Annotated in this window: 22 protein-coding genes; 13 read left to right on the forward strand and 9 right to left on the reverse strand. The window is 60.5% G+C overall.

Going from position 1 to position 25,447, the window contains the following annotated elements:
- Positions 1 to 78 precede the first annotated feature (78 nt).
- The 4 genes from HX866_RS21785 to minC all read right to left on the reverse strand — a co-directional run bounded on the left by HX866_RS21785 (position 79) and on the right by minC (position 2,912).
- Positions 79 to 714 carry an RluA family pseudouridine synthase gene (locus HX866_RS21785; RefSeq protein ID WP_177105728.1) on the reverse strand — a complete coding sequence of 212 codons (636 nt, stop codon included), beginning with the start codon at positions 712 to 714 and terminating at the stop codon, positions 79 to 81.
- A 187-nt stretch (positions 715 to 901) separates the two neighbouring features.
- A complete protein-coding gene (gene minE, locus HX866_RS21790; protein ID WP_019693048.1) occupies positions 902 to 1,156 on the reverse strand; it encodes a cell division topological specificity factor MinE in 255 nt (84 codons plus the stop codon).
- A 3-nt stretch (positions 1,157 to 1,159) separates the two neighbouring features.
- Positions 1,160 to 1,972, reverse strand: coding sequence for a septum site-determining protein MinD (gene minD, locus HX866_RS21795; protein ID WP_177094432.1), 813 nt, complete (start codon positions 1,970 to 1,972; stop codon positions 1,160 to 1,162).
- Between the two features lie 202 nt (positions 1,973 to 2,174).
- Positions 2,175 to 2,912: a septum site-determining protein MinC gene (gene minC / locus HX866_RS21800; protein WP_121133633.1), complete on the reverse strand. Its 738-nt coding sequence runs from the start codon at positions 2,910 to 2,912 to the stop codon at positions 2,175 to 2,177.
- A gap of 121 nt (positions 2,913 to 3,033) precedes the next feature.
- Here minC and HX866_RS21805 point away from each other — a divergent pair, with 121 nt between their 5' ends.
- Positions 3,034 to 3,966, forward strand: coding sequence for a lipid A biosynthesis lauroyl acyltransferase (locus HX866_RS21805; RefSeq protein WP_177140403.1), 933 nt, complete (start codon positions 3,034 to 3,036; stop codon positions 3,964 to 3,966).
- A gap of 71 nt (positions 3,967 to 4,037) precedes the next feature.
- Positions 4,038 to 5,216, forward strand: a complete 1,179-nt coding sequence (locus tag HX866_RS21810) for a patatin-like phospholipase family protein (protein ID WP_177094436.1) — start codon at positions 4,038 to 4,040, stop codon at positions 5,214 to 5,216.
- A 499-nt stretch (positions 5,217 to 5,715) separates the two neighbouring features.
- Here the strand turns inward: HX866_RS21810 and HX866_RS21815 are convergent, their stop codons facing one another.
- The 3 genes from HX866_RS21815 to HX866_RS21825 form a co-directional block, all read right to left on the reverse strand.
- Complete coding sequence (locus HX866_RS21815; protein ID WP_177140404.1) at positions 5,716 to 6,525, reverse strand: Cof-type HAD-IIB family hydrolase; 810 nt, start codon at positions 6,523 to 6,525, stop codon at positions 5,716 to 5,718.
- Positions 6,526 to 6,588: 63 nt separating this feature from the next.
- Complete coding sequence (locus HX866_RS21820) at positions 6,589 to 7,377, reverse strand: MlaA family lipoprotein (RefSeq protein ID WP_177105724.1); 789 nt, start codon at positions 7,375 to 7,377, stop codon at positions 6,589 to 6,591.
- Positions 7,370 to 8,668, reverse strand: coding sequence for a serine/threonine protein kinase (locus HX866_RS21825; RefSeq protein ID WP_177140405.1), 1,299 nt, complete (start codon positions 8,666 to 8,668; stop codon positions 7,370 to 7,372). Before HX866_RS21825 ends, HX866_RS21820 begins: the two co-directional genes overlap by 8 nt.
- 236 nt (positions 8,669 to 8,904) lie before the next feature.
- Between HX866_RS21825 and HX866_RS21830 the strand changes: the two genes are divergently transcribed.
- Complete coding sequence (locus HX866_RS21830; protein ID WP_177140406.1) at positions 8,905 to 9,285, forward strand: hypothetical protein; 381 nt, start codon at positions 8,905 to 8,907, stop codon at positions 9,283 to 9,285.
- Positions 9,286 to 9,469: 184 nt separating this feature from the next.
- Here the strand turns inward: HX866_RS21830 and HX866_RS21835 are convergent, their stop codons facing one another.
- Positions 9,470 to 11,041, reverse strand: coding sequence for a glycoside hydrolase family 17 protein (locus tag HX866_RS21835; protein ID WP_177140407.1), 1,572 nt, complete (start codon positions 11,039 to 11,041; stop codon positions 9,470 to 9,472).
- 329 nt (positions 11,042 to 11,370) lie between these two features.
- Between HX866_RS21835 and HX866_RS21840 the strand changes: the two genes are divergently transcribed.
- The 3 genes from HX866_RS21840 to HX866_RS21850 all read left to right on the forward strand — a co-directional run bounded on the left by HX866_RS21840 (position 11,371) and on the right by HX866_RS21850 (position 14,406).
- Positions 11,371 to 12,219 carry a glycine betaine ABC transporter substrate-binding protein gene (locus tag HX866_RS21840; RefSeq protein WP_121133619.1) on the forward strand — a complete coding sequence of 283 codons (849 nt, stop codon included), beginning with the start codon at positions 11,371 to 11,373 and terminating at the stop codon, positions 12,217 to 12,219.
- A 220-nt stretch (positions 12,220 to 12,439) separates the two neighbouring features.
- Positions 12,440 to 12,751, forward strand: coding sequence for a DUF485 domain-containing protein (locus HX866_RS21845; protein WP_177094448.1), 312 nt, complete (start codon positions 12,440 to 12,442; stop codon positions 12,749 to 12,751).
- On the forward strand, positions 12,748 to 14,406 hold the full coding sequence (locus tag HX866_RS21850; protein WP_177094449.1) for a cation acetate symporter: 1,659 nt from the start codon (positions 12,748 to 12,750) through the stop codon (positions 14,404 to 14,406). The genes HX866_RS21845 and HX866_RS21850 overlap by 4 nt, the downstream gene beginning before the upstream one ends.
- A 167-nt stretch (positions 14,407 to 14,573) precedes the next feature.
- Here the strand turns inward: HX866_RS21850 and gltA are convergent, their stop codons facing one another.
- On the reverse strand, positions 14,574 to 15,863 hold the full coding sequence (gene gltA / locus HX866_RS21855) for a citrate synthase (protein ID WP_177094451.1): 1,290 nt from the start codon (positions 15,861 to 15,863) through the stop codon (positions 14,574 to 14,576).
- Positions 15,864 to 16,226: 363 nt separating this feature from the next.
- On the opposite strand from gltA, the gene sdhC reads away from it, so the two are divergent.
- The 7 genes from sdhC to lpdA all read left to right on the forward strand — a co-directional run bounded on the left by sdhC (position 16,227) and on the right by lpdA (position 25,378).
- A complete protein-coding gene (gene sdhC, locus HX866_RS21860; RefSeq protein WP_040065285.1) occupies positions 16,227 to 16,601 on the forward strand; it encodes a succinate dehydrogenase, cytochrome b556 subunit in 375 nt (124 codons plus the stop codon).
- Positions 16,595 to 16,963, forward strand: a complete 369-nt coding sequence (gene sdhD / locus HX866_RS21865) for a succinate dehydrogenase, hydrophobic membrane anchor protein (RefSeq protein ID WP_177094453.1) — start codon at positions 16,595 to 16,597, stop codon at positions 16,961 to 16,963. Before sdhC ends, sdhD begins: the two co-directional genes overlap by 7 nt.
- A 3-nt stretch (positions 16,964 to 16,966) precedes the next feature.
- The gene (gene sdhA / locus HX866_RS21870) at positions 16,967 to 18,739 is read left to right on the forward strand and encodes a succinate dehydrogenase flavoprotein subunit (RefSeq protein ID WP_177126537.1); all 1,773 of its coding nucleotides are present in this window, start codon (positions 16,967 to 16,969) and stop codon (positions 18,737 to 18,739) included.
- A 12-nt stretch (positions 18,740 to 18,751) separates the two neighbouring features.
- Positions 18,752 to 19,456, forward strand: coding sequence for a succinate dehydrogenase iron-sulfur subunit (locus tag HX866_RS21875; protein WP_100940979.1), 705 nt, complete (start codon positions 18,752 to 18,754; stop codon positions 19,454 to 19,456).
- Positions 19,457 to 19,732: 276 nt separating this feature from the next.
- A complete protein-coding gene (locus tag HX866_RS21880; protein WP_177126535.1) occupies positions 19,733 to 22,564 on the forward strand; it encodes a 2-oxoglutarate dehydrogenase E1 component in 2,832 nt (943 codons plus the stop codon).
- Between the two features lie 42 nt (positions 22,565 to 22,606).
- A complete protein-coding gene (gene odhB / locus HX866_RS21885; RefSeq protein ID WP_177094459.1) occupies positions 22,607 to 23,830 on the forward strand; it encodes a 2-oxoglutarate dehydrogenase complex dihydrolipoyllysine-residue succinyltransferase in 1,224 nt (407 codons plus the stop codon).
- 108 nt (positions 23,831 to 23,938) lie between these two features.
- Complete coding sequence (gene lpdA, locus HX866_RS21890) at positions 23,939 to 25,378, forward strand: dihydrolipoyl dehydrogenase (RefSeq protein WP_177094461.1); 1,440 nt, start codon at positions 23,939 to 23,941, stop codon at positions 25,376 to 25,378.
- Positions 25,379 to 25,447: the final 69 nt, after the last annotated feature.

Below are 25,447 nucleotides of genomic sequence, written 5' to 3' on the forward strand. Positions count from 1 at the left end.
CGGTGTGCCTGGCGGGCCGCGTTGCTCTTGCGATTCGCCAGCAAGCCGGCTCCTACAGGGGCGGGCTTTGGGATTGGCTCAGAACGGTGCCGGGCACTCGAAGCGCAGACGCTCGCCGCTTTGCGGGTGGGTGAAGCTCAGCATGCTGGCGTGCAGGCACAGCCGTGGCCAGGCGGCCAGGGCCTGGGGATGGGCGTACAGGCCGTCACCGAGCAACGGGTGACCGATGGACAGCATGTGCACCCGCAATTGATGCGAGCGTCCGGTGATCGGGGTCAGTTCGACGCGGCACCAGTCGCCGCAACGCTCGAGGATTTTCCAGAAGGTCAGCGCGTGTTTGCCGAATTCGTGGTCGACCACATGGCGCGGCTTGGTCGGCGGGTCGTAGCGCAGGGGCAGGTCGATGCTGCCGCTGTCCAGTTCCGGTTGACCCCAGCAGAGTGCGGTGTAGGCTTTTTCGGTTTCCCGGTCGTGGAACTGTCGCGACAGTTCACGATGGCTGTCCGGGTCGCGGGCCAGCAGGATGATTCCCGAGGTTTCCCAGTCCAGTCGGTGGACGATACGGGCTTCGGGGTAACCGTTTTCCTGCAGGCGGGTAATCAGGCAGTCCTTGTTGTCATCGGCCCGGCCAGGGACGGAGAGCAACAGGGTCGGCTTGTTCACCACCAGTACGGCGGCGTCCTGATGGATGATGCGGATATTGGACAGCGGCATTAAAACAGTCTCGTACAAACGCCAACGGCGACCCGATGATATTCACGCAGACTGTAGGAGCCGGCTTGCTGGCGATCGCATCGACGCGGTTTACCTGATAAACCGTGTTGAACCTATCGCCAGCAAGCCGGCTCCCACAACAGCAAGCGTGAACATCACCGGGCCGCCGTGGCTCCCGCCGGATCGATCAACGATCGGGCAGGGTGATATTGAGTTCCAGGATCGAACAGCTGCCCTGGTTTTCCAGCGCCACGTGTACGTCGTCGGATCCGATATTGACGTACTTGCGGATGACTTCCACCAGTTCCTTCTGCAAGGCCGGCAGGTAATCCGGGGTGCTGCGTTGGCCGCGTTCGTGCGCCACAATGATCTGCAGACGCTCTTTCGCGACCGACGCGGTGCTTACTTTTTTGTTGGCACGAAAGAAGTCAAAAAGGTTCATTGCTTAGTTGCCTCCAAACAGGCGCTCGAAGAGTCCTTTTTTCTTCACATCGAGGAACCGATGTTCAACGGTCTTGCCCAGCAGGCGGTCGACCGCGTCGCTGTAGGCCTGGCCCGCATCGCTCTGGTCGTCGAGAATCACCGGCACGCCCTGGTTGGAGGCCTTGAGCACCGCCTGGGATTCAGGGATCACGCCCAGCAAGGTCACCGCGAGGATTTCCTTGACGTCTTCGACGCCAAGCATCTCGCCGTTGCTGACGCGCTCAGGGTTGTAGCGGGTCAGCAGCAGGTGTTCCTTGATCGGATCTTCGTTGTTCTCGGCGCGGCGCGATTTGCTCGCCAGCAGGCCCAGCATACGATCGGAGTCACGCACCGAGGACACTTCGGGGTTGGTCACGACGATGGCTTCGTCGGCGAAGTACATGGCCAGGTGGGCGCCCGTCTCGATACCGGCCGGGGAGTCGCAGACGACGAACTCGAAGTCTTCCTTGAGGGCCATCAGGACTTTTTCCACGCCTTCCTTGGTCAGCGCGTCCTTGTCCCGGGTCTGGCTGGCGGCCAGCACGTAGAGGTTTTCCAGGCGCTTGTCTTTGATCAGGGCTTGTTGCAGGTTGGCTTCGCCCTGGACGACGTTGACGAAATCATACACAACGCGACGCTCGCAGCCCATGATCAGGTCGAGGTTACGCAGGCCGACGTCGAAGTCGACGATCACTGTCTTGTGGCCGCGTAGCGCGAGGCCGGTACCGATGGCGGCGCTGGTGGTGGTCTTACCCACACCACCCTTGCCGGATGTAACCACGAGAATCTTGGCCAAGGTGTATCACCCCTAAGGAATAAAGGACTTTCAGCCCCTGAAGAACGTCACTAAAAAATAACTGTAGTCGTGTAGCGTCGGTTGGAAATCGAGGAAAAGTCTGAAGTGCCCCGGGTTATTCTTACCTTTCGCGATTTCCCACGCTGTTCGAGCTGTTTTCGCTACGAAAAGGCGACATTTTGGAAATGGCGGCAAGTATCCGTTAAAGCCGGATGATGTTCAACACGTCACCGGACAAGCTGACTTGAACACCGGCGCCCCACAATGGATCGCGGCGCAAATCCTCGGAAACCTTGTATTGGCCGGCGATCGAGACCAGCTCGGCGCTCAACTGTTGGCAGAAAATCCGTGCCTTGGTATCCCCCTTGATGCCGGCCAGGGCGCGACCGCGCATGGGGCCATAAACATGGATATTGCCATCGGCCAGAAGTTCCGCGCCGGGGCTGACGGAGGCGATCACCACCAGGTCGCCACCCTGGGCGTAGACCTGTTGGCCGCCACGTACCGGCGAGGTGATGATCTTCGTCGGTTTGATAGTAGGCTCTGGTGGTTTTTCCGGTTTTTTCTTTTCCAGGCCTTCGGTCGGATCGACCGGCCGTTCGCGGGCGCCGGACGGCGGCAGCACCGGCAGGTCAATGGCAATCGCCGCGGCAATGTCTTCGATGCGGTTGGCACGGATGGCCAGGGTGCGCAGGCCGTGTTGGCGGCAGACGCGCATCAGCCCGGGCAGGTCGATGGCGCCCTGGCCGTCCGGCAGTTTGTCCAGTGCCAGCACCAATGGCGTGTTGCTGAAAAAGTTCGGGGCCTGGGCGACTTTGGCCGCCAATTGCCGGTCGAGGGCGTCGAGGTTGTTCTGCGCCAGCTCCAGCACCGTGATGGCGAGCATGCTGCCCTTCAGCTGGAACACGGGATCCTGGTCTAGCAGTTCGGTTTGGCTCATGGTCGGGATAACGCAGCTTGTCACTAAAAGTGCCGAGACTTATAACGAGAACGCCCGCAGGCCGCAAGCCGCCGCGAACCGTTGTAGAATGCGCGGCCCTGTTGTCTGTCCGGAATCACCCATGGATCGCCCGCGTTTTCGAGCTGCTTTTCTTCATCCCCGTTACTGGCTGTTATGGCTGGGGTTGGGATTGCTGTGGCTGATTGTCCAACTGCCCTATGGCTGCCTGCTGTGGCTGGGGCGTTTCCTCGGTGCGGTGATGTATCGGGTTTCCGCCGACCGACGGACGATTGCCGCTCTGAATTTGAAGTTGTGCTTTCCGGCGTTGTCCGACGCCGAGCGTGACCAGTTGCTGAGGAAAAATCTTGCGTCCACCGGGATCGCTTTCTTCGAAATGGCCATGAGCTGGTGGTGGCCCAAGCCACGCCTGGCACGACTGGCCCATATCGAAGGGCTCGAACACCTGCAAAACGCCCAGCGCGAAGGCAAGGGCGTGATCCTCATGGCCCTGCATTTCACCACCCTGGAAATCGGCGCGGCCCTGCTCGGCCAGCGGCACACCATTGACGGTATGTACCGTGAACACAGCAATGCGCTGTTCGATTTTATCCAGCGCCGTGGCCGTGAACGGCACAACCTCGATTCCCTGGCGGTGGAGCGCGACGATGTGCGCGGCATGCTCAAGTTGCTGCGCGCCGGTCGGGCGATCTGGTATGCACCGGACCAGGACTACGGGATCAAGCAGAGCGTGTTCGTGCCGTTGTTCGGTATCCAGGCGGCGACCGTGACCGCCACCAGCAAGTTCGCCCGCTTGGGCAAGGCGCTGGTGGTGCCGTTTACCCAGGAACGCCTGGCGGATGGCAGGGGTTATCGGCTGGTGATTCATCCGCCGCTGACTGACTTCCCGGGAGAAACCGAGGAGGCCGACTGCCTGCGGATCAACCAATGGGTCGAAGTGGTGCTGCGCAAATGTCCTGAGCAGTATCTCTGGGCCCATCGCCGCTTCAAGAGCCGGCCACCAGGTGAGCCAAAACTCTACCCGAAACGCCGATAAAACCATCCGGGTGTTGCGGCGGGGACCGGGGGTGGTGTATCAGGATGTTTCCTGACTGACGGAGTGTCGCGATGAGCCCAGCTGAACCGGTCACCGGTCTGATTCTCTCCGGAGGTGGCGCACGCGCCGCCTATCAGGTGGGTGTGTTGGCGGGGATTGCCGAGCTGTTGCCCGAAGGGGCGGCCAACCCTTTTCCGGTGATCGTCGGGACTTCGGCCGGGGCGATCAATGCGGTCAGTCTGGCCAGTGGGGCGGTGGACTTCGTGGCGGCGATCGAACGTCTGACGGCATTCTGGCAGGGCTTTCACAGTCACCTGGTGTTGCGTAGCGACTGGCCGGGCGTGATGCGTCAGGCCGGACGATTCTTCGGCCGCAGCCTGCTGGGCATGGGCGCCCAGGTGCCGGTGGCGTTGCTCGACAGTTCGCCCTTGCGCGACCTGCTCAATGAAAAGCTGCACCTGCCGGGTATCGACCACGCCATCGAGCAGCAGCAACTGCATGCGGTGGCGGTGACCGCGTTTGGTTATGAGTCGGGCCAGGCGGTGACCTTTTATCAGGGCAAGGGCGCCATTGATTCCTGGTTGCGCCATCGTCGGGTGGGTATGCCGACCCAACTGACGGTTGAGCACTTGCTGGCGAGTTCAGCGATCCCGCTGCTGTTTGCCCCGGTCAAGCTGGGTCAGGAGTATTTCGGTGATGGTGCGGTGCGCCAGTCGGCACCGATCAGTCCGGCGCTGCATCTGGGCGCTACCCGGGTGCTGGTGGTGGGGGTCAGCGGCAACCCGCGGGGTATCGACACCGCCACCGAGCGTACCTATAGCGGGCAGCAGCCGAGCCTGGCGCAGATTGGTGGGCATATGCTCAACAGTACGTTTATTGACAGCCTGGAAAGCGATATCGAGCTGTTGCAGCGCTTGAATCAGTGCAGCCGGCTGTTGCCGCCACAACCGCGCAGCCTGGGTCTGGCGCCGGTGGATGTGCTGGTGATCGCGCCGAGCCAGCCGATCGATGAAATTGCCGCGCGCCATCGCCATGAATTGCCGCCGGCGTTGCGCTTTTTCCTGCGTGGGCCGGGGGCGACCCGGACCAGTGGTGCCGGGGTACTGAGCTATCTGCTGTTCGAGGCGTCTTATTGCAGCGAGTTGATCGAGCTGGGGCGTCGTGATGCGCTGGCCAAGCGTGACGAGTTGTGCCGGTTCCTCGGGTTGCCGCAGGTTTCGAGGGTGGCGCAGTCGGCGTCGGTGGTCTAGGCGCCGGCTTGCTGGCGATGGCGTCAGCAAGAGCAATGCAAGGCTCAAGGGCCTCATCGCTGGCAAGCCAGCTCCTACAGGGAACTGGGGCAGCACGATACTTTTGCGGTGAAATGCGGTTCTGTAGGAGCCGGCTTGCTGGCGATGGCGTCAGCAAGAGCAATGCAGGGCTCGAGGGCCTCATCGCTGGCAAGCCAGCTCCTACAGGGAACTGGGGCAGCACGATACTTTTGCGGTGAAACGCGGTTCTGTAGGCGCCGGCTTGCTGGCGATGGCGTCAGCAAGGGCAATGCAGGGCTCAAGGGCCTCATCGCTGGCAAGCCAGCTCCTACAGGGAACTGGGGTCGCACGATACTTTTGCGGTGAAATGCGGTTCTGTAGGAGCCGGCTTGCTGGCGATGGCGTCAGCAAGGGCAATGCAAGGCTCAAGGGCCTCATCGCTGGCAAGCCAGCTCCTACAGGGACCTGTGACAAGACGTGGGCTTTTGCAGCCGGTTGGTTACGGTGCCAGCAGGTTCGCTGCCAGATAACGGGCCACCGACTCCTCGCTGCAACTGCCCAGGGTTTCATGCCCGGGCAGGGCCTGGAACACCTTGGCGTGGGCCGTGCCCATCACCAGGCCCTTGCCGATGCTCGAGAGCATTTCCACATCGTTCATCCCGTCGCCGAACGCGATGCACTCACTCAGTGGCACTTGCAGGAAGTCCGCGAGCTTCTTCAGGGCACTGCCCTTGGACACGCTGCTGGCCATCATTTCCAGGCAGAAAGGCGAGGAAAAGGTGCTATGCACCTGATCGCCCACCAGGGATTTGAGCTGTTCATCCAGAATGGCCAGGGCCTCATGGTCCTTGTCCTTGTGGATAAAGAAGACTTTCTCCACCGCCTCGATGGGGAACTCATCGCCCGTCACGACCGTGGGGGGAAAGCCTTCGTTCAGCATGAATCTGGCGAGCAACTGGCTATCGGCATTGGTGAACCAGCGGGACTGGCCATACAGGTTGGTCACCAGGTCAGGGTCGTGCCGGGTGGCGTCGAGCAGTGCGCGCACCGCCTGCGGTGGCAGATGCTCGCTGGCTTGCAGGGTCTTGCAGGCACTGCTGATCCGCGCGCCGTTGGCGGTGATCAGGTGAACCGGCAGGTTGTAGGGCCGCAGGATCGCCTCGACATCGGGCTGGCTGCGCCCGGTGGCAATGACCACCTGTTTGCCGGCGTCCAGCAGGCGCTGGAGTACCCTGTGGGAATAGTCGCCGATGCTGTCATCCGGTAACAGCAGGGTGCCGTCCAGGTCGGTGGCGATCAGGTGGTACATGTGTATGTCCTTGTCAGATCTGTTTGTCTTTAATATCCCGGACAGGCCCTGCAAGGTCCGGGGTTATTCGGCAATCTGCAACTTGCGCGCCTCGGTGTACACGTAGCGGACTTTCTCGTATTCGAACGGTGAGTTCAACTGGCCATAACGGAAGCTGGTGGTGTAGCGCTTGTCGATGGCTTCCAGCAGGTAGATCTCCGGGTGGTTTGAACTGACCTGCGAGACGTTGAGGAAGTTGATCTGCGATTCGGCGGCGAAGTCGAACACCAGGCCACTGGTATCGCGCAGGTTCGACGGTCCGAAGAACGGCAGCACCAGGTACGCGCCGCCCGGCACACCGTAGAAGCCCAGGGTCTGGCCGAAGTCTTCGGTCTGCCGTGGCAGGCCCATCTTGGTCGCCGGGTCCCACAGGCCGGCAACGCCGATGGTGGTGTTGAGCAGCAGGCGCCCGGTGGTTTCCAGTGCCCGCTTGCCCTTGAACTGGAACAGGCTGTTGAGCAGGTTGGAGACATCCCCCAGGTTACTGAAAAAGTGGCTCACGCCCTCGCGCAGGAAGGTTGGCGTGACGTAGCGGTAGCCATCGACCGCCGGCAGGAACACCCACTCGTCGAAGCGATAGTTGAAGTGATAGACCCGGCGGTTCCAGGACTCCAGCGGGTCGTAGACGCTCAGGGCGGTGAGGGTCGAGCGTTCGAATTCACGCTGGTCCAGGCCCGGATTGAACTTGAGCTTTTTCAACGGCTCGGTGAAACCGTCCGGGTCCGGCGCCACTTGATCGTGGGCCTTGCTGTTGTCGGCCAGGGCAGGGGTTGCACAGAGTAACGCAGCGATCAGCAGGAGAGATTTAGCCACGGAAGAACTCCAGCATGGCGTCGGCGTTGACGCGGTAATTGAGGTTGCCGCAGTGGCCGCCATGGGGGTAGACCGTCAGGCGATCGCCAAAGGTGCTGCGCAGAAAACCGAGGTCGCCAGGGCCGAGGATCACGTCGTCGGCGTTGTGCATCACGGCGATTTTCGGGCTGTTGTGCAGGTAGTCCTTGAGGGCGTAGAGGCTGACCTGGTCGATCAGTTGCAGCAGGCTGCCGCCGTCGCTGCGGGCGCGCCACATCGGGATCACCTGTTCGGTCAGGTAGCAGTCGAAGTCACACTGCAGGGCGCGCTTGAACATCGGCGTCAGGCTGGTGCCTTCGCTGATCGGGTACTTGGGCGGTGTAATCAGGCCGCGGCGGTTGATCAGGTCCGAGGTAAAGGCGATGTCCGCCGCCGAAAAACGGAAGGTGGTGCCGATCAGCATGGCCATCTGTTCGTTGGTCAGGTGTTGCCTGGACTGCTGGAAGTCGTAGAGCAGGGCGTCGTTGAGGTCGATGTAGCCCTTCTGCTGGAAGTAGCGGGTCAGCTTGGCCAGCACCAGCTCGTAGAAGGTGGTGCTGTTGTTGATGCCCTTGACCTCGGTCTGCACCAGCTTGTCGAGGTTGGTGATCGAGGTGTAGAGGTTGACCGGCGGGTTGAGCAGCAGGACTTTCTTGAAGTTGAAGCTGCGCCGGGTCTCATCCAGCTTGCTGACAAAGGCCGCGTCGAGGGCGCCGAGGCTGTAGCCGGTGAGGTAGTACTCGGTCACCGGCAGTTTCGGTTGCTGGGCGCGCACCGCCTGCATCACCCGGTACATGTCCTCGGCGTCTTCCTGGCTGATGCCGGGGGTGGCAAAGCGTGAGGCGGCGCTCATGAAGTCGAAGCTGGTGGGCGAGGACAACTGCACGACATGGTAGCCGGCCTGGTAGTAGAGCTTCTTCAGGTACTCGTTGATGCTGCTGTCATAGCGCGCGCCGGTGCCGGAGATCAGGAAGATCAGGGGCGCGGGGTGATCCTGCTGGGCCAGGCGGTAGGTGAGTTTCTTCACCGCCCAGAAATTGTCCGGGAGGATGAAGTCGCGCTCGGGGCGCAGCTTGAGGCTGTAGTCGGACTGATTGATCTTGTCGTCGTCGGGCAGTTTCGGTCGCAGCGCCGGCGGCGTGGTGGCGATGGTCGCTTCAAACGGGTTGGTCAACGGGTAGCCATAGCTGGCGGCGTCGACATCGACTGCCAGGGCGGACGCACTCAGAATGAGACCGCCGAGAAAGGCAGCGAGGCGCAGAGAACGGAGCATGACTACATCCCTTTGAAGGAAAGCGCTGAATGAGGTTCGCAGGCTATGACCACGGGGGTACTGCCGAAGTGCCATGTCCCGACGCTAAAAAAATATTTTAGACCGGGTTGCGCCGAGCAATTGCCTGGCAACGATACACTTTGCCGCAGTTTGCCGAACACTTATGTGTGGTGAGCGCTTGCATAGGCGGTTCTGGCGATTATGCTGGGCGCCGTTTTCGCTTATCGGAGTCGTCCATGTCTCGCCGTTTGCCGCTGGTTCTGCTGCTTATTGTCCTGCCGTTGTGGCTGGCTGCCAGTTATGGCGTGCGTTATGGGTTGATGGAGGACGGGCAGTGGGTTGGCTTGTGCATGGATGAGGCGCAGCGCTGGCAGTGCCAGGCGCGTTCGAACCTGGGTTGGTTGATCCACTTCAAGACGCTGGGCTGGACCGCGCTGGTCGCGGCGGTGTTGGCGTTTGTGGCACCGGGGCGCCTGGGCCGGGGCTTGGCGGTGTTGGCGATGCTGGCCGGGTTTCCGGCGCTGGCGTTGTATAACACCACCCTGGCGGTGTTTGGACTGGTGATTGCGGGGTTGCGGTTGGTCAGAGCATCGCGTGACTCGGTGTCATCTAGTTAAGGAAACTTGCAGCCGGGCAAGCTCTTGTGGCGAGCGGGCTTGCCCGCGTTCGGCTGCGAAGCAGTCGTAAATCCGGTTATCTCGGTATGCCTGATAGGTCGGGTCCGCTGGTTTTGGGGGCGCTTCGCACCCCAGCGCGGGCAAGCCCGCTCACCACAAATTTCGGCCAGACTTGAGATCGCTCTTAACTGACTGGCACTGGGGCTTGCCTGCTCACCACAATGCTGCGCCACAACGCGGCAACCATCAGCACGCAGACCAGCGCCCAGCACCAGGCCTGCTGGTTTTGCAGACCTTCACGGTACAGCTGCGGAGCCAAGCTGGCGCCAATGATCAACGCCAGCAACCCCATCTCCCGACGCGGACCGCGAACCGGACGTACCAGGAACACCAGCGCCGGCAGCAACAAGGCCGCGCTCGGGAAGCTGCGGTAGCGCGGATCGAACACCAGTTCCAGCATCATCACCGCCGCGGCAAAGCCCGCGCCCACCAGCAGCCAGCCAGCGCGTCGCTCCAGGGATTTGAACAGGCCTGCGCGCCAGCCGGCCTGGCTACCCAGGGCCAACGCCGCATGTGCCAGCACCAGCAGATTCAGCGCTAGCAACAAGCCGGCCCAGATCCACTCACCGGTAAACCGGCTGGTGACCCGCGCCAATTCACCCCAGGCGCCGATGGAGCAGCCCGCCAGTGCGCCCAGCAACGGCACCAGCAGCGCCGCCCGGGTGCTGCGAACCCGCCCGGCGATCAGCAACGTGCCGAGGAAAATCAACCCGCCCAAGCCCAGCCACAGCGGCCATTGCGGCAGGTTCGAGACCGGACCGGCCAATACGCCCTTGTCCTGGCGATCGGCATCGAACAGGCCCCAGTAACCGCCGACGGCGCCTTCACTGCCGCGTTTCCACGGCTGGTCGAACGCCTCGATCAGGTTGTAGTGCCAACCGTTCTGTTCGGCCAGGGTGGCAAAGCCACGAATGAACCTGGCTTCGTTGACTCGGCTCGGCAGTGCGGTTTCCCGCTGGCGGCCTTCACTTGGCCAGCCGGTTTCGCCGATCAGGATGTCCTTGGGCGCGAAGCGTTTGCCGAACTCCTCGCGTACCTGGGCGACATGCTCGAGAGCGTGGTCGATGCTGGAAGGCTCATCCTCCCAATACGGCAGCAGGTGAATGGTCAGGAAGTCCACGGCGGGGGCGATCTGTGGATGTTCCAGCCAGAACACCCAGACGTCGGCATAGGTGACCGGTTGCTTCACATGGGCCTTGACCTTCTGGATCAGCTTGACCAGTTGGTCGCCGGTCACTTCCTTGCGCAGCAGGGCTTCGTTGCCGACGATCACCGCGGTGACCACATCGGCGTTGGCGTTGGCCGAGGCGATCAGGGCGTCGACTTCCTGCTCGGTGGCCACCGGGTCGGCGCTGACCCAGGCACCGATCATCATCTTCAGGCCGTGCTTGCGCGCCAGTTCGGGGAGCATTTCCAGGCCGGCCTGGGAATAGGTGCGAATGCAGTCGAAGCGCGTCGACAACAACGCCAGGTCCGCATCCATGCGCTCGGGGCGCGGTTTGAACGGCTGGTCGAAGGGCGACTGGTCCTTGTCGAACGGGGTGTAGGAGGCACATTGCAGCTTGTGCGTCGGCGTCGCCGCATCGGGCAGGATTACCGGTTGGCCAAGGCCATACCAGAAGCCGCAGAGTGCAAGGAGCCCGAGCAGGCAAGCGAATAAATAAGGCAGGAACGGGAAGCGGGCAGTGGCGGACATGGTCGGGCCGTATGGGAACAAAGCCGCGCATCTTACCCGGATTTCTTCAGGCCCAGGGCCCGTGCAGCATTTTGTCATGCAAAGTTCGAGCGCAATAAATGAAGGGATTTCTCCAGGCCCCGACTGCTGGCGTTCTGATGTCGTTTCTCGCTGTCTTGAGGTCGCTGTCAGAGCAGGTCGAAGGGCTGGGCGGGTTGATGATCAGGGCGTCAGTACTCCGCTGATGATCGGGCGGTTTGGCGGTGAGGCGTGATGGGGGCGCTGTGCACCAAAACAATACGTTGACGTCGCCCGGCAATCGTCGGGTGCAGCATTTCGGGGAAGTAACGATGAAGATGCGACGACTCTTAGGCGCTGGTGCCGTTCTGGCGCTGGCGATCGGCTCCACCGTGGTGAGTGCCGCTGGTAAGGAAATCACCATCGGTTATGTCGATGGCTGGTCCGACAGCGTTGCCACCACCAACGTGGCGGCCGAGGTGATCAAGCAGAAGTTGGGTTACGACGTGAAGCTGCAGGCTGTGGCGACCGGGATCATGTGGCAGGGCGTTGCCACCGGCAAGCTCGATGCCATGCTCTCTGCCTGGCTGCCCGTGACCCACGGTGAGTACTGGGCCAAGAACAAGGACAAGGTGGTCGACTACGGCCCCAACTTCAAGGACGCCAAGATCGGTCTGATCGTGCCAGAGTACGTCACGGCCAAGTCCATTGCCGACCTGAAGGATGACACCACCTACAAGAACAAGATCGTCGGTATCGACGCCGGTTCAGGCGTGATGCTCAAGACCGACCAGGCAATCAAGGACTACGGTCTGGACTACAAGCTGCAAGCCAGTTCGGGCGCGGCGATGATCGCCGAGTTGACCCGTGCCGAAGAGAAACATGAATCCATTGCCGTGACCGGTTGGGTCCCGCACTGGATGTTCGCCAAGTGGAAATTGCGCTTCCTGGACGACCCGAAAGGCGTCTACGGCGCGGCTGAGACCGTCAACAGCATCGGCAGCAAAGGCCTGGAAGCCAAAGCGCCGGAAGTGGCGGCGTTCCTGAAGAAATTCCAGTGGGCCTCCAAGGATGAGATCGGCGAAGTCATGCTGGCCGTCCAGGATGGCGCCAAGCCGGACGTCGCGGCCAAGGATTGGGTTGCCAAGCACCCGGACCGCGTAGCCGAGTGGATCAAGTAACACCTCCACCCGCGCAGTCCCTCGAAAAAGCCGCATGACAGCCCGTCATGCGGCTTTTTTTCGTCTGGCGTAACCCCTCTCCGTCGGCGACGGTGCGGGATTCGGGCAAAAACTGGCGAAATCGTAATGTCGTTCTAATACTAAGGTCGTCTGGTTTCGCTTCTCCAGCCGCCTAAAGTGAAAAATGTTTCATCTCATCTGTGCTGCGAGGATAAAAACAATGAACGACAGCATTTACCTCTCGATTCAAAACAGCCCGCGTTTCAAGGAGCTGGTCAGGAAACGGGAACGCTTCGCCTGGATACTTTCGGCGATCATGCTCGGACTTTACTCGGCTTTCATTCTATTGATCGCCTACGGGCCACAGATTCTGGGCGCCAAGCTCAGTCCTGGCTCTTCCATCACCTGGGGTATCCCGTTGGGTGTCGGACTGATCGTTTCGGCGTTCGTCCTGACGGCCATCTATGTGCGTCGCGCCAATGGCGAGTTCGACGACCTGAACAACGAGATTCTCAAGGAGGCCCAACAATGATCCGGCGTCTATTGGCAGTATTGGCCGGCTCGGCCTTCGCGCCCCTGGTCCTGGCGGCTGACGCCCTGACCGGCGAAGTGCACAAGCAACCCCTCAATGTGGCGGCCATCGCGATGTTCGTGGTGTTCGTCGGCCTCACCCTGTGCATCACCTACTGGGCTTCCAAACGCAACAAGTCGGCCGCCGACTACTACGCCGCGGGCGGCAAGATCACCGGTTTCCAGAACGGCCTGGCGATTGCCGGTGACTATATGTCGGCGGCCTCTTTCCTGGGGATTTCCGCGCTGGTCTACACCTCGGGCTACGACGGCCTGATCTACTCCATCGGCTTCCTGGTGGGCTGGCCGATCATTCTGTTCCTGATCGCCGAGCGCCTGCGTAACCTGGGCAAGTACACCTTTGCCGACGTAGCCTCCTATCGCCTCGGGCAAACCCAGATCCGCTCGCTGTCGGCCTGCGGTTCGCTGGTGGTGGTGGCGTTCTACCTGATCGCCCAGATGGTCGGTGCCGGCAAGCTGATCCAGCTGCTGTTCGGCCTCGACTACTACGTGGCGGTGATCCTGGTGGGCATCCTGATGTGCCTCTATGTGCTGTTCGGCGGCATGCTGGCGACCACCTGGGTGCAGATCATCAAGGCGGTGCTGTTGCTGTCCGGTGCCTCGTTCATGGCGCTGATGGTGATGAAGCACGTCAACTTCGACTTCAACATGCTGTTTGCCGAAGCGACCAAGGTTCACCCCAAAGGTGAGGCGATCATGAGCCCTGGCGGCTTGGTGAAGGATCCGATCTCGGCCTTCTCGCTGGGCTTGGCACTGATGTTCGGTACCGCCGGCCTGCCACACATCCTGATGCGCTTCTTCACCGTGAGCGACGCCAAGGAAGCGCGCAAGAGCGTGCTGTATGCCACTGGTTTCATCGGCTACTTCTATATCCTGACCTTTATCATCGGTTTTGGCGCGATCCTGCTGGTCAGCACCAATCCGGCTTTCAAGGATGCGGCGGGCGCGTTGCTCGGTGGTAACAACATGGCGGCGGTGCACCTGGCCAACGCGGTAGGCGGCAGCGTGTTCCTCGGCTTTATCTCGGCCGTGGCCTTTGCCACCATCCTCGCGGTGGTAGCCGGCCTGACCCTGGCCGGTGCCTCGGCGGTGTCCCATGACCTGTATGCCAGCGTGATCAAGAAGGGCAAGGCCAACGAGAAGGATGAGATCCGCGTCTCGAAGATCACCACCATCGCCCTTGGCGTACTGGCGATCGGCCTGGGCATTCTGTTCGAAAGTCAGAACATCGCGTTCATGGTCGGCCTGGCGTTCTCCATTGCCGCCAGCTGCAACTTCCCGGTGCTGCTGCTTTCCATGTACTGGCAGAAGCTGACCACCCGTGGCGCGATGATCGGCGGCTGGATGGGCCTGATCAGCGCAGTGGGGCTGATGATCCTCGGCCCGACCATCTGGGTGCAGATCATGCATCACGAGAAGGCTATCTTCCCGTATGAGTACCCGGCGCTGTTCTCGATGATCATTGCGTTTGTCGGGATCTGGTTCTTCTCCATCACCGACAAGTCGGCGGCAGCCGAGAAGGAGCGGGCGCTGTTCTTCCCGCAGTTCGTGCGTTCGCAGACCGGTCTGGGGGCGAGCGGGGCGGTTTCCCACTAAGGCTTGTAGCGGTTCTTATAGATAAGCACTGTTGAAACGAAATGCCCCGGTCGAGAGATCGGGGCATTTTTTATTGGTCGGTCGCGCTCAGCGCGAAGCACAAACAAAAACGGCCTCTATCAAGAGGCCGTTTCCGGTGCAGCTAAGGTCTTACCCTGGGGCAAACCTTATTTGCGGTCTTCCAGCTGGGTGATGTCACGCGACTCGTAGCCGGTGTACAGCTGGCGCGGGCGGCCAATCTTGTACGGGCTGGAGAGCATTTCCTTCCAGTGGGAGATCCAGCCCACGGTCCGCGCCAGGGCGAAGATCACGGTGAACATGCTGGTTGGAATGCCGATCGCCTTGAGGATGATCCCCGAGTAGAAGTCGACGTTCGGGTACAGCGAACGCTCGATGAAGTACGGGTCGGTCAGGGCGATCTCTTCGAGACGCATGGCCAGTTCCAGCTGCGGATCGTTTTTGATACCCAGCTCTTTCAGTACTTCGTCGCAGGTCTTCTTCATTACGGTGGCGCGTGGGTCGCGGTTCTTGTAGACCCGGTGACCGAAGCCCATCAGCTTGAACGGATCGTTCTTGTCCTTGGCCTTGGCGATGAACTTGTCGATGTTCGAGACATCGCCGATTTCATCGAGCATGGTCAGGACCGCTTCGTTGGCGCCGCCGTGGGCAGGGCCCCAGAGCGCGGCGATACCGGCGGCGATACAGGCGAACGGGTTGGCACCCGAAGAGCCCGCCAGACGCACGGTGGAGGTCGAAGCGTTCTGCTCGTGGTCGGCATGGAGGATGAAGATCCGGTCCATGGCCTTGGCGAGTACCGGGCTGATCGGTTTGATCTCGCACGGGGTGTTGAACATCATGTGCAGGAAGTTTTCCGCGTACGACAGGTCGTTGCGCGGGTACATCATGGGTTGACCCATGGAGTACTTGTAAACCATCGCTGCCAGGGTTGGCATCTTGGCCACCAGGCGGACCGCGGAGATTTCGCGGTGCTGGGGGTTATTGATGTCCAGGGAGTCGTGGTAGAAAGCCGACAGGGCGCCAACCACGCCGCACATGACGGCCATCGGGTGGGCGTCGCGACGGAAGCCGTTGAAGAAGGTCTTCAACTGCTCGTGCACCATGGTGTGGTTCTTCACGGTGCTGACGAACTGGGCCTTCTGCTCTACTGTCGGCAGTTCGCCGTTGAGCAGCAGGTAGCAGGTTTCCAGGTAGTCGGATTTCTCGGCGAGTTGCTCGATCGGGTAGCCGCGGTGCAGCAGAATGCCGTTATCGCCGTCGATATAGGTGATCTTCGACTCGCAGGAAGCGGTCGACATGAAGCCTGGGTCGAATGTGAACCGGCCCGTGGCCGTCAGGCCCCGCACGTCGATTACATCGGGACCAACGGTGCCGGTTAAAATGGGCAGCTCGACGGGGGCTGCGCCCTCGATGATCAACTGCGCTTTTTTGTCAGCCATGTGGCCTCCTATTTATGCTTGAAATCATCAGACAGGCCCCCCACGCAGGGCCCGCACCACTATAGTGAGATAAATTCGAATGTCAATTTGCCAAAAGTCTTGTCGTAGGCGGCTTTGGGCGGAGCTTTTCCTCGAAATTGACGGCTATTTACGCCTTTTATCCTGCTAACGCAATGAGCCATTAGGGGGAGTCCTTTGCGTTGTCATTAGTAGCCTAACTGTCTATACTCGGCAGCCGACCGCCAGAGGCTTTTGGGCCTGTTTTATTGGGGGTCGTCACTCCCTGGGTGGTGGGTACCTGACCAGTGCACTTGCCCAACAACTTTGCCCTGATCGTTAGGGCTCATCAGTGAAAAAAAAGCCGTGAAAAGCCAACGACCTGTAAACCTCGACCTAAGGACCATCAAACTCCCAGTCACTGCTTACACGTCCATTCTTCACCGTATTTCCGGTGTCATCCTCTTTGTCAGCCTGGCCATCATGCTTTACGCATTGGACAAGTCGCTGAGTTCCGAGGAAGGCTTCGGTCAGGTGAAAGCGTGTTTGACCAGTCCGCTAGCCAAGCTAGTGATTTGGGGCATCCTGTCCGCCTTGCTGTATCACCTGGTTGCCGGTGTGCGCCATCTGATCATGGACATGGGCATCGGTGAAACGCTGGAAGGCGGCAAGCTGGGCTCGAAAATCGTTATCGCCGTTTCCGTGGTGATTATCGTGCTGGCAGGAGTCTGGATATGGTAACCAACGTCACAAACCTCTCGCGTTCGGGCCTCTATGACTGGATGGCACAGCGCGTGTCGGCGGTCGTTCTCGCGGCTTACTTCATTTTCCTGATCGGATACGTCATTGCGAACCCGGGCCTGGGCTACGCTCAGTGGCACGGTCTGTTCGCTCACAGCGGGATGCGCATCTTCAGTCTGTTGGCCCTGGTGGCCCTGGGCGCTCACGCCTGGGTCGGCATGTGGACCATCGCGACCGACTACCTGACGCCAATGGCGTTCGGCAAGTCCGCGACTGTCATACGTTTCCTTTTCCAGGTGGTATGCGGCGTTGCGATGTTCGCGTACTTCGTCTGGGGTGTGCAGATTCTCTGGGGTATCTGATTCATGGCTAACATTCCAACGATTTCTTTCGACGCCATCATCATTGGCGGCGGCGGCGCGGGCATGCGTGCCGCACTGCAACTGGCCCAGGGCGGTCACAAGACGGCCGTGATCACCAAGGTGTTCCCGACCCGTTCGCACACCGTATCGGCCCAGGGTGGCATCACCTGCGCCATCGCGTCCGCCGATCCGAACGATGACTGGCGCTGGCACATGTACGATACCGTCAAGGGTTCCGACTATATCGGTGACCAGGACGCTATCGAATACATGTGTCAGGAAGGCCCGGCTGCCGTTTACGAGCTGGACCACATGGGTATGCCGTTCTCGCGTACCGAGCAAGGCCGTATCTACCAGCGTCCATTCGGCGGTCAGTCGAAGGATTACGGTAAAGGCGGTCAGGCTGCACGGACGTGCGCTGCTTCCGACCGTACCGGTCACGCGCTGCTGCACACCCTGTATCAGGGCAACCTGAAAGCCGGTACCGTGTTCCTGAACGAGTACTACGCTGTCGATCTGGTGAAGAACCAGGACGGCGCGTTCGTCGGTGTGATCGCCATCTGCATCGAAACCGGCGAAACCAGCTACATCCGCGCCAAGGCCACCGTTCTGGCCACCGGCGGTGCCGGTCGTATCTACTCGTCCACCACCAATGCCCTGATCAACACCGGTGACGGCGTCGGCATGGCCCTGCGTGCTGGCGTGCCGGTACAAGACATCGAAATGTGGCAGTTCCACCCGACCGGCATCGCCGGCGCCGGTGTACTGGTCACCGAAGGTTGCCGCGGTGAAGGCGGTTACCTGATCAACAAGCACGGCGAGCGTTTCATGGAGCGTTATGCTCCGAACGCGAAAGACCTGGCCGGTCGCGACGTGGTAGCACGTTCGATGGTCAAGGAAATCATTGCCGGCAACGGCTGTGGCCCGAATGGCGACCACGTGCTGCTCAAACTCGATCACCTCGGCGAGGAAGTGCTGCACAGCCGTCTGCCAGGTATCTGTGAGCTGTCCAAGACCTTTGCCCACGTCGACCCGGTCGTCGCGCCGGTTCCGGTCGTTCCAACCTGCCACTACATGATGGGCGGCGTTGCCACCAACATCCATGGTCAGGCCATCACCCAGGACGCCGAAGGCGTCGACACCATCATCCCTGGCCTGTTCGCGGTCGGTGAAGTGGCGTGCGTATCGGTTCACGGTGCCAACCGCCTGGGCGGCAACTCGCTGCTCGACCTGGTGGTCTTCGGCCGTGCGGCCGGCCTGCACCTGGAAAAAGCCCTGACCGACGGTATCGACTACGACGACGCCACCGACGCCGACATCACGGCGGCACTGGCACGTCTGTCCGCTCTGAACGAGCGTACCGATGGCGAAGACGTGGCGACCCTGCGTCGCGAGCTGCAAAGCTGCATGCAGAACTACTTCGGTGTATTCCGTACCGGCGAATACATGCAGAAGGGCATCGCCCAGTTGGCTGACCTGCGCAAGCGTATTGCCAACGTCAAGATCAACGACAAGTCCCAGGCCTTCAACACCGCGCGTATCGAAGCGCTCGAGTTGCAGAACCTGCTGGAAGTGGCCGAAGCCACGGCGATTGCCGCTGAGCATCGCAAAGAGTCTCGCGGCGCTCACGCCCGTGAAGACTTTGAAGAGCGCGACGACGAAAACTGGCTGTGCCATACCCTGTTCTTCCCGGGTGAGAAGCGTGTGACCAAGCGTGCCGTTAACTTCTCGCCGAAGACCGTTCCGACTTTCGAACCAAAAGTCCGGACTTACTAAAGGGTGATCGATATGTTGCAAGTCGAAGTTTATCGTTACAACCCGGACACCGACGCCGCGCCGAAAACCCAGGTTTTCCAGGTCGACACCGGTGGCAAGGACTTGATGGTGCTGGACGTACTGGCCCTGATCAAGGAACAGGACGAAGGTTTCTCCTATCGTCGCTCGTGCCGTGAAGGCGTGTGCGGTTCCGACGGCATGAACATCAACGGCAAGAACGGCCTGGCGTGCATCACGCCGCTGTCCGCCGTGGTCAAGGGCAACAAGCTGGTGGTGCGTCCACTGCCTGGTTTGCCAGTGATCCGTGACTTGGTCGTCGATATGAGCATCTTCTACAAGCAATACGAGAAGGTGAAGCCATTCCTGCAGAACGACACGCCGGCTCCGGCCATCGAACGTCTGCAGACGCCGGAAGAGCGCGAGAAGCTGGACGGTCTGTACGAGTGCATCCTGTGCGCTTGCTGCTCGACTTCCTGCCCGTCCTTCTGGTGGAACCCCGACAAGTTCCTGGGCCCGGCCGCCCTGCTGCAAGCGTACCGCTTCCTGGCAGACAGCCGTGACACCAAGACCACCGAGCGTCTGGCTTCGCTGGATGACCCGTTCAGCGTTTTCCGCTGCCGCGGGATCATGAACTGCGTCAACGTCTGTCCGAAGGGCCTGAATCCGACCAAGGCTATCGGTCACATCCGTAACATGTTGCTGCAAAGCGGCGTGTGATTCAGCGGTTGTAACCTGACGGTTGTAAATGTAGTAGCTGTAACCGTAGAAAGGCCAGGGCACGGGCTTCAACCCGCGCCCCGGCTATAACCAGAGCAACGGCTCATAAAGCTGTGGCTCTTATTTTTGAAGAAATGAGACCAGCAGGGGCATCCGGGCTGGTACCCGGACTATCAGCGTGATCCCAAGTGGCTTGTTTTGGTCGCTGTATTCGGACTTCTGCAAGCTTGCGCGGTGTTTTCGCCGGTGGTGTCCCCTAACCGAGGGTGACCAAGCATGCAAGAAAGCGTGATGCAGCGCATGTGGAACAGCGGCTATCTTTCAGGTGGTAACGCTGCCTATGTGGAAGAGCTCTACGAGCTCTACCTGCACGACCCTAACGCTGTGCCAGAAGAGTGGCGCACCAAATTTCAGACGTTGCCCGCTGACGGCAACGCTGCCACCGATGTTTCGCACTCGACAATCCGCGATCATTTCGTCTTGCTGGCAAAGAACCAGCGCCGCGCCCAACCGGTTTCCGCCGGCAGCGTGAGCAGTGAGCACGAGAAGAAGCAGGTTGAAGTGCTGCGATTGATCCAGGCCTATCGGATGCGTGGCCACCAGGCAGCCCAGCTTGACCCGCTGGGACTGTGGCAGCGTCCTGCACCTGCAGACCTGTCGATCAATCATTACGGCTTGACCAATGCCGATCTTGATACGACCTTCCGTGCCGGCGACCTGTTCATCGGCAAAGAGGAAGCGAGCCTACGCGAAATTCACGAAGCGTTGCAGCAGACATATTGCCGCACCATCGGCGCTGAATTCACGCACATCGTCGATACCGAGCAACGCCACTGGTTCCAGCAGCGTCTGGAAAGCGTGCGCGGCCGTCCGACCTTCTCCGCGGACATCAAGAGCCACCTGCTCGAGCGCGTCACCGCCGCCGAAGGTCTGGAAAAATACCTGGGTACCAAATACCCGGGTACCAAGCGTTTCGGTCTGGAAGGTGGCGAGAGCCTGATTCCGATGCTCGACGAGCTGATCCAGCGTTCCGGTTCCTACGGCACCAAGGAAATCGTTATCGGCATGGCCCACCGTGGCCGTCTGAACGTGCTGGTCAACACCTTCGGCAAGAACCCGCGTGATCTGTTCGACGAGTTCGAAGGCAAGAAGAAGGTCGAGTTGGGTTCCGGTGACGTGAAATACCACCAGGGCTTCTCGTCCAACGTGATGACCACCGGCGGTGAAGTTCACCTGGCGATGGCGTTCAACCCATCCCACCTGGAAATCGTTTCTCCAGTGGTCGAAGGGTCGGTGCGTGCACGCCAGGACCGTCGCAATGATGCGGCCGGTGACAAGGTTCTGCCGATTTCCCTCCACGGCGACGCGGCATTTGCCGGTCAAGGCGTGGTCATGGAAACCTTCCAGATGTCGCAGACCCGCGGTTTCAAGACCGGCGGCACCGTGCACATCGTGATCAACAACCAGGTCGGTTTCACCATCAGCAACCCGCTGGACTCGCGTTCCACCGAGTACGCCACCGACGTTGCGAAGATGATCCAGGCGCCGATCCTCCATGTGAATGGCGATGATCCGGAAGCTGTCCTGTTTGTGACCCAGCTGGCCATCGACTACCGCATGCAGTACAAGCGCGACGTGGTGATCGACCTGGTCTGCTACCGTCGTCGTGGCCACAACGAGGCCGACGAACCGAGTGGCACCCAGCCGCTGATGTACCAGCAGATCACCAAGCAGCGCACCACCCGTGAGCTGTACGCCGAGCGTCTGGTTCAGGCCAATGTCCTGGATGAAACGCGGGTTCAGGCAAAAATCGACGAGTACCGCAACGCGCTGGACAATGGTCTGCACGTAGTGAAAAGCCTGGTCAAGGAACCGAACAAGGAGTTGTTCGTCGACTGGCGCCCGTACCTGGGTCACGCGTGGACTGCACGTCACGATACCCGCTTCGATCTGAAGACCCTGCAGGAACTGTCCGCCAAGCTGCTGGAAATCCCGGAAGGCTTCGTGGTTCAGCGTCAGGTCGCGAAGATCTACGAAGACCGTCAGAAAATGCAAGCCGGCGGCCTGCCGATCAACTGGGGTTACGCCGAAACCATGGCGTACGCGACCCTGGCGTTCGAAGGTCACCCGATCCGCATGACCGGCCAGGACATCGGCCGCGGTACGTTCTCGCACCGTCATGCCGTGCTGCACAACCAGAAAGACGCGGGCACCTACATTCCGTTGCAGAACCTGTACGAGGGTCAGCCACGCTTTGACCTGTACGACTCGTTCCTGTCGGAAGAAGCCGTGCTGGCGTTCGAATACGGTTACTCGACCACCACGCCAGAGGCGCTGGTGATCTGGGAAGCCCAGTTCGGCGACTTCGCCAACGGTGCCCAGGTGGTTGTCGACCAGTTCATCACCAGTGGCGAGCACAAGTGGGGCCGTTTGTGCGGTCTGACCATGCTGCTGCCGCACGGTTATGAAGGTCAGGGTCCGGAGCACTCCTCGGCCCGTCTGGAACGCTACCTGCAGCTGTGCGCCGAGCACAACGTCCAGGTTTGCGTGCCGACCACCCCGGCACAGATCTACCACCTGCTGCGTCGCCAGGTCATCCGTCCGCTGCGCAAGCCGCTGATCGTGCTGACTCCGAAGTCGCTGCTGCGTCACAAACTGGCCATTTCCACGCTGGAAGATCTGGCCGAAGGTTCGTTCCAGACCGTTATCCCGGAAATCGATGCCCTGGAGCCGAAAAAGGTTACTCGTCTCGTTCTGTGTAGCGGCAAGGTCTACTACGACCTGCTGGAAAAACGTCGTGCCGAAGGCCGTGACGACATCGCTGTCGTGCGTATCGAGCAACTGTATCCGTTCCCGGAAGACGATCTGATCGAAATCCTGGGTCCGTACAAGAACCTCAAGCACATCGTCTGGTGTCAGGAAGAGCCGATGAACCAGGGCGCCTGGTACAGCAGTCAGCATCACATGCGTCGCATCGTTGGCGGACACAACAAGTCGTTGGTACTTGAGTACGCCGGCCGTGACGCCTCTGCTGCACCGGCTTGTGGTTATGCATCGATGCACGCTGAGCAGCAGGAAAAACTGCTGCAAGATGCCTTTACTGTTTAACGCCTTCGCGCACCTGAAACCGAATTTAAGGAACCACAGATAATGGCTATCGAGATCAAAGCCCCCACTTTCCCGGAATCGGTTGCCGATGGCACCGTTGCCACCTGGCACAAAAAACCGGGCGATGCTGTCAAGCGTGACGACCTGATCGTCGACATCGAAACCGACAAAGTGGTCCTGGAAGTACTGGCTACCGCTGACGGCGTGCTGGGCGCTATCGTCAAGAACGAAGGCGACACCGTTCTGTCCGACGAAGTCCTGGGCTCCATCGTTGAAGGCGGCGCTGCTGCCGCTGCTCCTGCCGCCGCCGCAGCACCAGCTGCTGCCCAGGCTGCCGCACCGGCTGCTGCCGGCGAAGACGATCCAGTGGCTGCTCCGGCTGCTCGCAAGCTGGCTGAAGAAAACGGTATCAACATCGCTTCCGTTGCCGGCACCGGCAAAGGCGGTCGTGTGACCAAGGAAGACGTCGTCGCTGCTGTTGCCGCCAAGAAAGCCGCACCTGCCGCTGCACCGGCCAAGGCTGCCGCTCCGGCCGCCGCCGCGCCTGTGTTCGCTGCTGGCGACCGTGTCGAGAAGCGTGTGCCGATGACCCGCGTTCGTGCCACCGTGGCCAAGCGTCTGGTTGAAGCTCAGTCGAACATGGCGATGCTGACCACTTTCAACGAAGTGAACATGAAGCCAATCATGGACCTGCGTTCGAAGTACAAGGACCTGTTCGAGAAGACCCACAACGGCGTACGCCTGGGCTTCATGTCGTTCTTCGTGAAAGCGGCTACCGAAGCGCTGAAACGCTTCCCGGCTGTCAACGCTTCGATCGACGGCGCCGACATCGTTTACCACGGCTACTCCGACGTCGGTGTTGCAGTGTCCAGCGACCGTGGCCTGGTGGTTCCGGTTCTGCGCAACGCCGAGCTGATGAGCCTGGCCGAAATCGAAAACGGCATCGCTACCTACGGCAAGAAAGCCCGTGACGGCAAGCTGTCCATCGACGAAATGACCGGCGGTACGTTCACTATCACCAACGGTGGTACATTCGGTTCCCTGCTGTCGACGCCGATCGTCAACCCGCCACAAGCCGCCATCCTGGGCATGCACAACATCAACGAGCGCCCGATGGCGGTCAAAGGTGAAGTGGTGATCCTGCCGATGATGTACCTGGCGCTGTCCTACGATCACCGCCTGATCGACGGTAAGGAAGCGGTGTCTTTCCTGGTGACCATCAAGAACCTGCTGGAAGACCCGGCTCGCCTGCTGTTGGATATCTAAAAAGCAGCTGCAAGCTGCAAGTGACGAGCCTCGAGCCCAAAGCGGGTTCGGTCGGCTTTGAACTTGTGGCTTGCGGCTTGTAGCTTGCCGCTAAAAAGGAACCTTTTTATGACCCAGAAATTCGACGTGGTAGTGATTGGCGCGGGCCCTGGCGGCTATGTAGCCGCCATCAAGGCAGCGCAACTTGGTCTCAAGACTGCCTGCATCGAGAAGTACCAGGATAAAGAGGGCAAGCTGGCCCTCGGCGGTACTTGCCTGAACGTTGGCTGCATTCCTTCCAAGGCGCTGCTGGACAGCTCCTGGAAGTACCATGAAGCCAAGGATGGTTTTGCCATCCACGGTATCTCCACCGGCGCCGTCAAAATGGACGTGCCGGCGATGGTTGGTCGCAAGGCCGGTATCGTCAAGAACCTGACCGGCGGCGTGGCCATGCTGTTCAAGGCCAATGGCGTGACTTCGATCGAAGGCCACGGCAAGCTGCTGGCGGGCAAGAAAGTCGAAGTGACCAAGCCGGACGGCACGGTTGAAGTGATCGAAGCCGAGAACGTGATCCTGGCTCCAGGCTCGCGTCCGATCGACATTCCACCGGCTCCGGTTGACCAGAACGTGATCGTCGATTCGACGGGCGCCCTGGAATTCCAAGCAGTACCGAAGCGCCTCGGCGTGATCGGTGCGGGCGTGATCGGTCTGGAACTGGGTTCCGTCTGGTCCCGTCTGGGCGCGGAAGTCACCGTGCTGGAAGCCCTGGACACCTTCCTGATGGCTGCCGACACCGCCATCTCCAAGGAAGCGCTGAAAACCCTGACCAAACAAGGTCTGGACATCAAGCTGGGCGCACGCGTGACCGGTTCCAAGGTCAACAAGGGCAAAGAAGTCGTGGTGACCTACACCGACTCTGCCGGCGAACAGACCATCACGTTCGACAAGCTGATCGTTGCCGTTGGCCGTCGCCCAGTGACCACCGACCTGCTGTCGGCTGATTGCGGCGTAGTGCTGGACGAGCGCGGTTTCGTGCACGTCGACGACCATTGCGCCACCGCTGTACCGGGCGTCTACGCCATCGGTGACGTGGTTCGCGGCATGATGCTGGCACACAAGGCCTCGGAAGAGGGCATCATGGTTGTCGAGCGCATCAAGGGCCACAAAGCCCAGATGAACTACGACCTGATCCCATCGGTTATCTACACCCACCCGGAAATTGCATGGGTCGGTAAAACCGAACAGGCTTTGAAAGCCGAAGGCGTTGAAGTTAACATCGGCACCTTCCCGTTCGCCGCCAGTGGCCGTGCCATGGCAGCCAACGATACCGGCGGTTTCGTCAAGGTCATCGCTGATGCCAAGACCGACCGTATCCTGGGCGTCCACGTGATTGGCCCAAGCGCTGCCGAGCTGGTACAGCAAGGCGCGATCGGTATGGAATTCGGCACCAGCGCTGAAGACATCGGCATGATGGTTTTCTCCCATCCGACCCTGTCCGAAGCGTTGCACGAAGCGGCGTTGGCAGTGAATGGCGGCGCCATCCACATTGCCAACAAGAAAAAACGCTAAGTAGATAATAAGAAACCACGGCGGTTTGCCCGTCGTGAGCCTTGCGCGCAAGACTCACCGCGGAACGTC

The organism is Pseudomonas gingeri (assembly GCF_013386165.1).
GTDB lineage: Bacteria > Pseudomonadota > Gammaproteobacteria > Pseudomonadales > Pseudomonadaceae > Aquipseudomonas > Aquipseudomonas gingeri_C.

Excerpts from the sequence above, each read along its gene's own strand:
- sdhA (WP_177126537.1), top strand. The coding sequence starts at position 16,967 with ATGGCTAACATTCCAACGATTTCTTTCGACGCCATCATCATTGGCGGC.
- odhB (WP_177094459.1), top strand. The coding sequence starts at position 22,607 with ATGGCTATCGAGATCAAAGCCCCCACTTTCCCGGAATCGGTTGCCGAT.
- HX866_RS21810 (WP_177094436.1), top strand. The coding sequence starts at position 4,038 with ATGAGCCCAGCTGAACCGGTCACCGGTCTGATTCTCTCCGGAGGTGGC.
- gltA (WP_177094451.1), bottom strand. The coding sequence starts at position 15,863 with ATGGCTGACAAAAAAGCGCAGTTGATCATCGAGGGCGCAGCCCCCGTC.
- HX866_RS21835 (WP_177140407.1), bottom strand. The coding sequence starts at position 11,041 with ATGTCCGCCACTGCCCGCTTCCCGTTCCTGCCTTATTTATTCGCTTGC.
- minE (WP_019693048.1), bottom strand. The coding sequence starts at position 1,156 with ATGAACCTTTTTGACTTCTTTCGTGCCAACAAAAAAGTAAGCACCGCG.
- HX866_RS21785 (WP_177105728.1), bottom strand. The coding sequence starts at position 714 with ATGCCGCTGTCCAATATCCGCATCATCCATCAGGACGCCGCCGTACTG.
- HX866_RS21845 (WP_177094448.1), top strand. The coding sequence starts at position 12,440 with ATGAACGACAGCATTTACCTCTCGATTCAAAACAGCCCGCGTTTCAAG.
- HX866_RS21875 (WP_100940979.1), top strand. The coding sequence starts at position 18,752 with ATGTTGCAAGTCGAAGTTTATCGTTACAACCCGGACACCGACGCCGCG.
- HX866_RS21850 (WP_177094449.1), top strand. The coding sequence starts at position 12,748 with ATGATCCGGCGTCTATTGGCAGTATTGGCCGGCTCGGCCTTCGCGCCC.
- minC (WP_121133633.1), bottom strand. The coding sequence starts at position 2,912 with ATGAGCCAAACCGAACTGCTAGACCAGGATCCCGTGTTCCAGCTGAAG.
- HX866_RS21880 (WP_177126535.1), top strand. The coding sequence starts at position 19,733 with ATGCAAGAAAGCGTGATGCAGCGCATGTGGAACAGCGGCTATCTTTCA.
- HX866_RS21805 (WP_177140403.1), top strand. The coding sequence starts at position 3,034 with ATGGATCGCCCGCGTTTTCGAGCTGCTTTTCTTCATCCCCGTTACTGG.
- sdhD (WP_177094453.1), top strand. The coding sequence starts at position 16,595 with ATGGTAACCAACGTCACAAACCTCTCGCGTTCGGGCCTCTATGACTGG.
- HX866_RS21840 (WP_121133619.1), top strand. The coding sequence starts at position 11,371 with ATGAAGATGCGACGACTCTTAGGCGCTGGTGCCGTTCTGGCGCTGGCG.
- HX866_RS21825 (WP_177140405.1), bottom strand. The coding sequence starts at position 8,668 with ATGCTCCGTTCTCTGCGCCTCGCTGCCTTTCTCGGCGGTCTCATTCTG.
- lpdA (WP_177094461.1), top strand. The coding sequence starts at position 23,939 with ATGACCCAGAAATTCGACGTGGTAGTGATTGGCGCGGGCCCTGGCGGC.
- HX866_RS21830 (WP_177140406.1), top strand. The coding sequence starts at position 8,905 with ATGTCTCGCCGTTTGCCGCTGGTTCTGCTGCTTATTGTCCTGCCGTTG.
- HX866_RS21815 (WP_177140404.1), bottom strand. The coding sequence starts at position 6,525 with ATGTACCACCTGATCGCCACCGACCTGGACGGCACCCTGCTGTTACCG.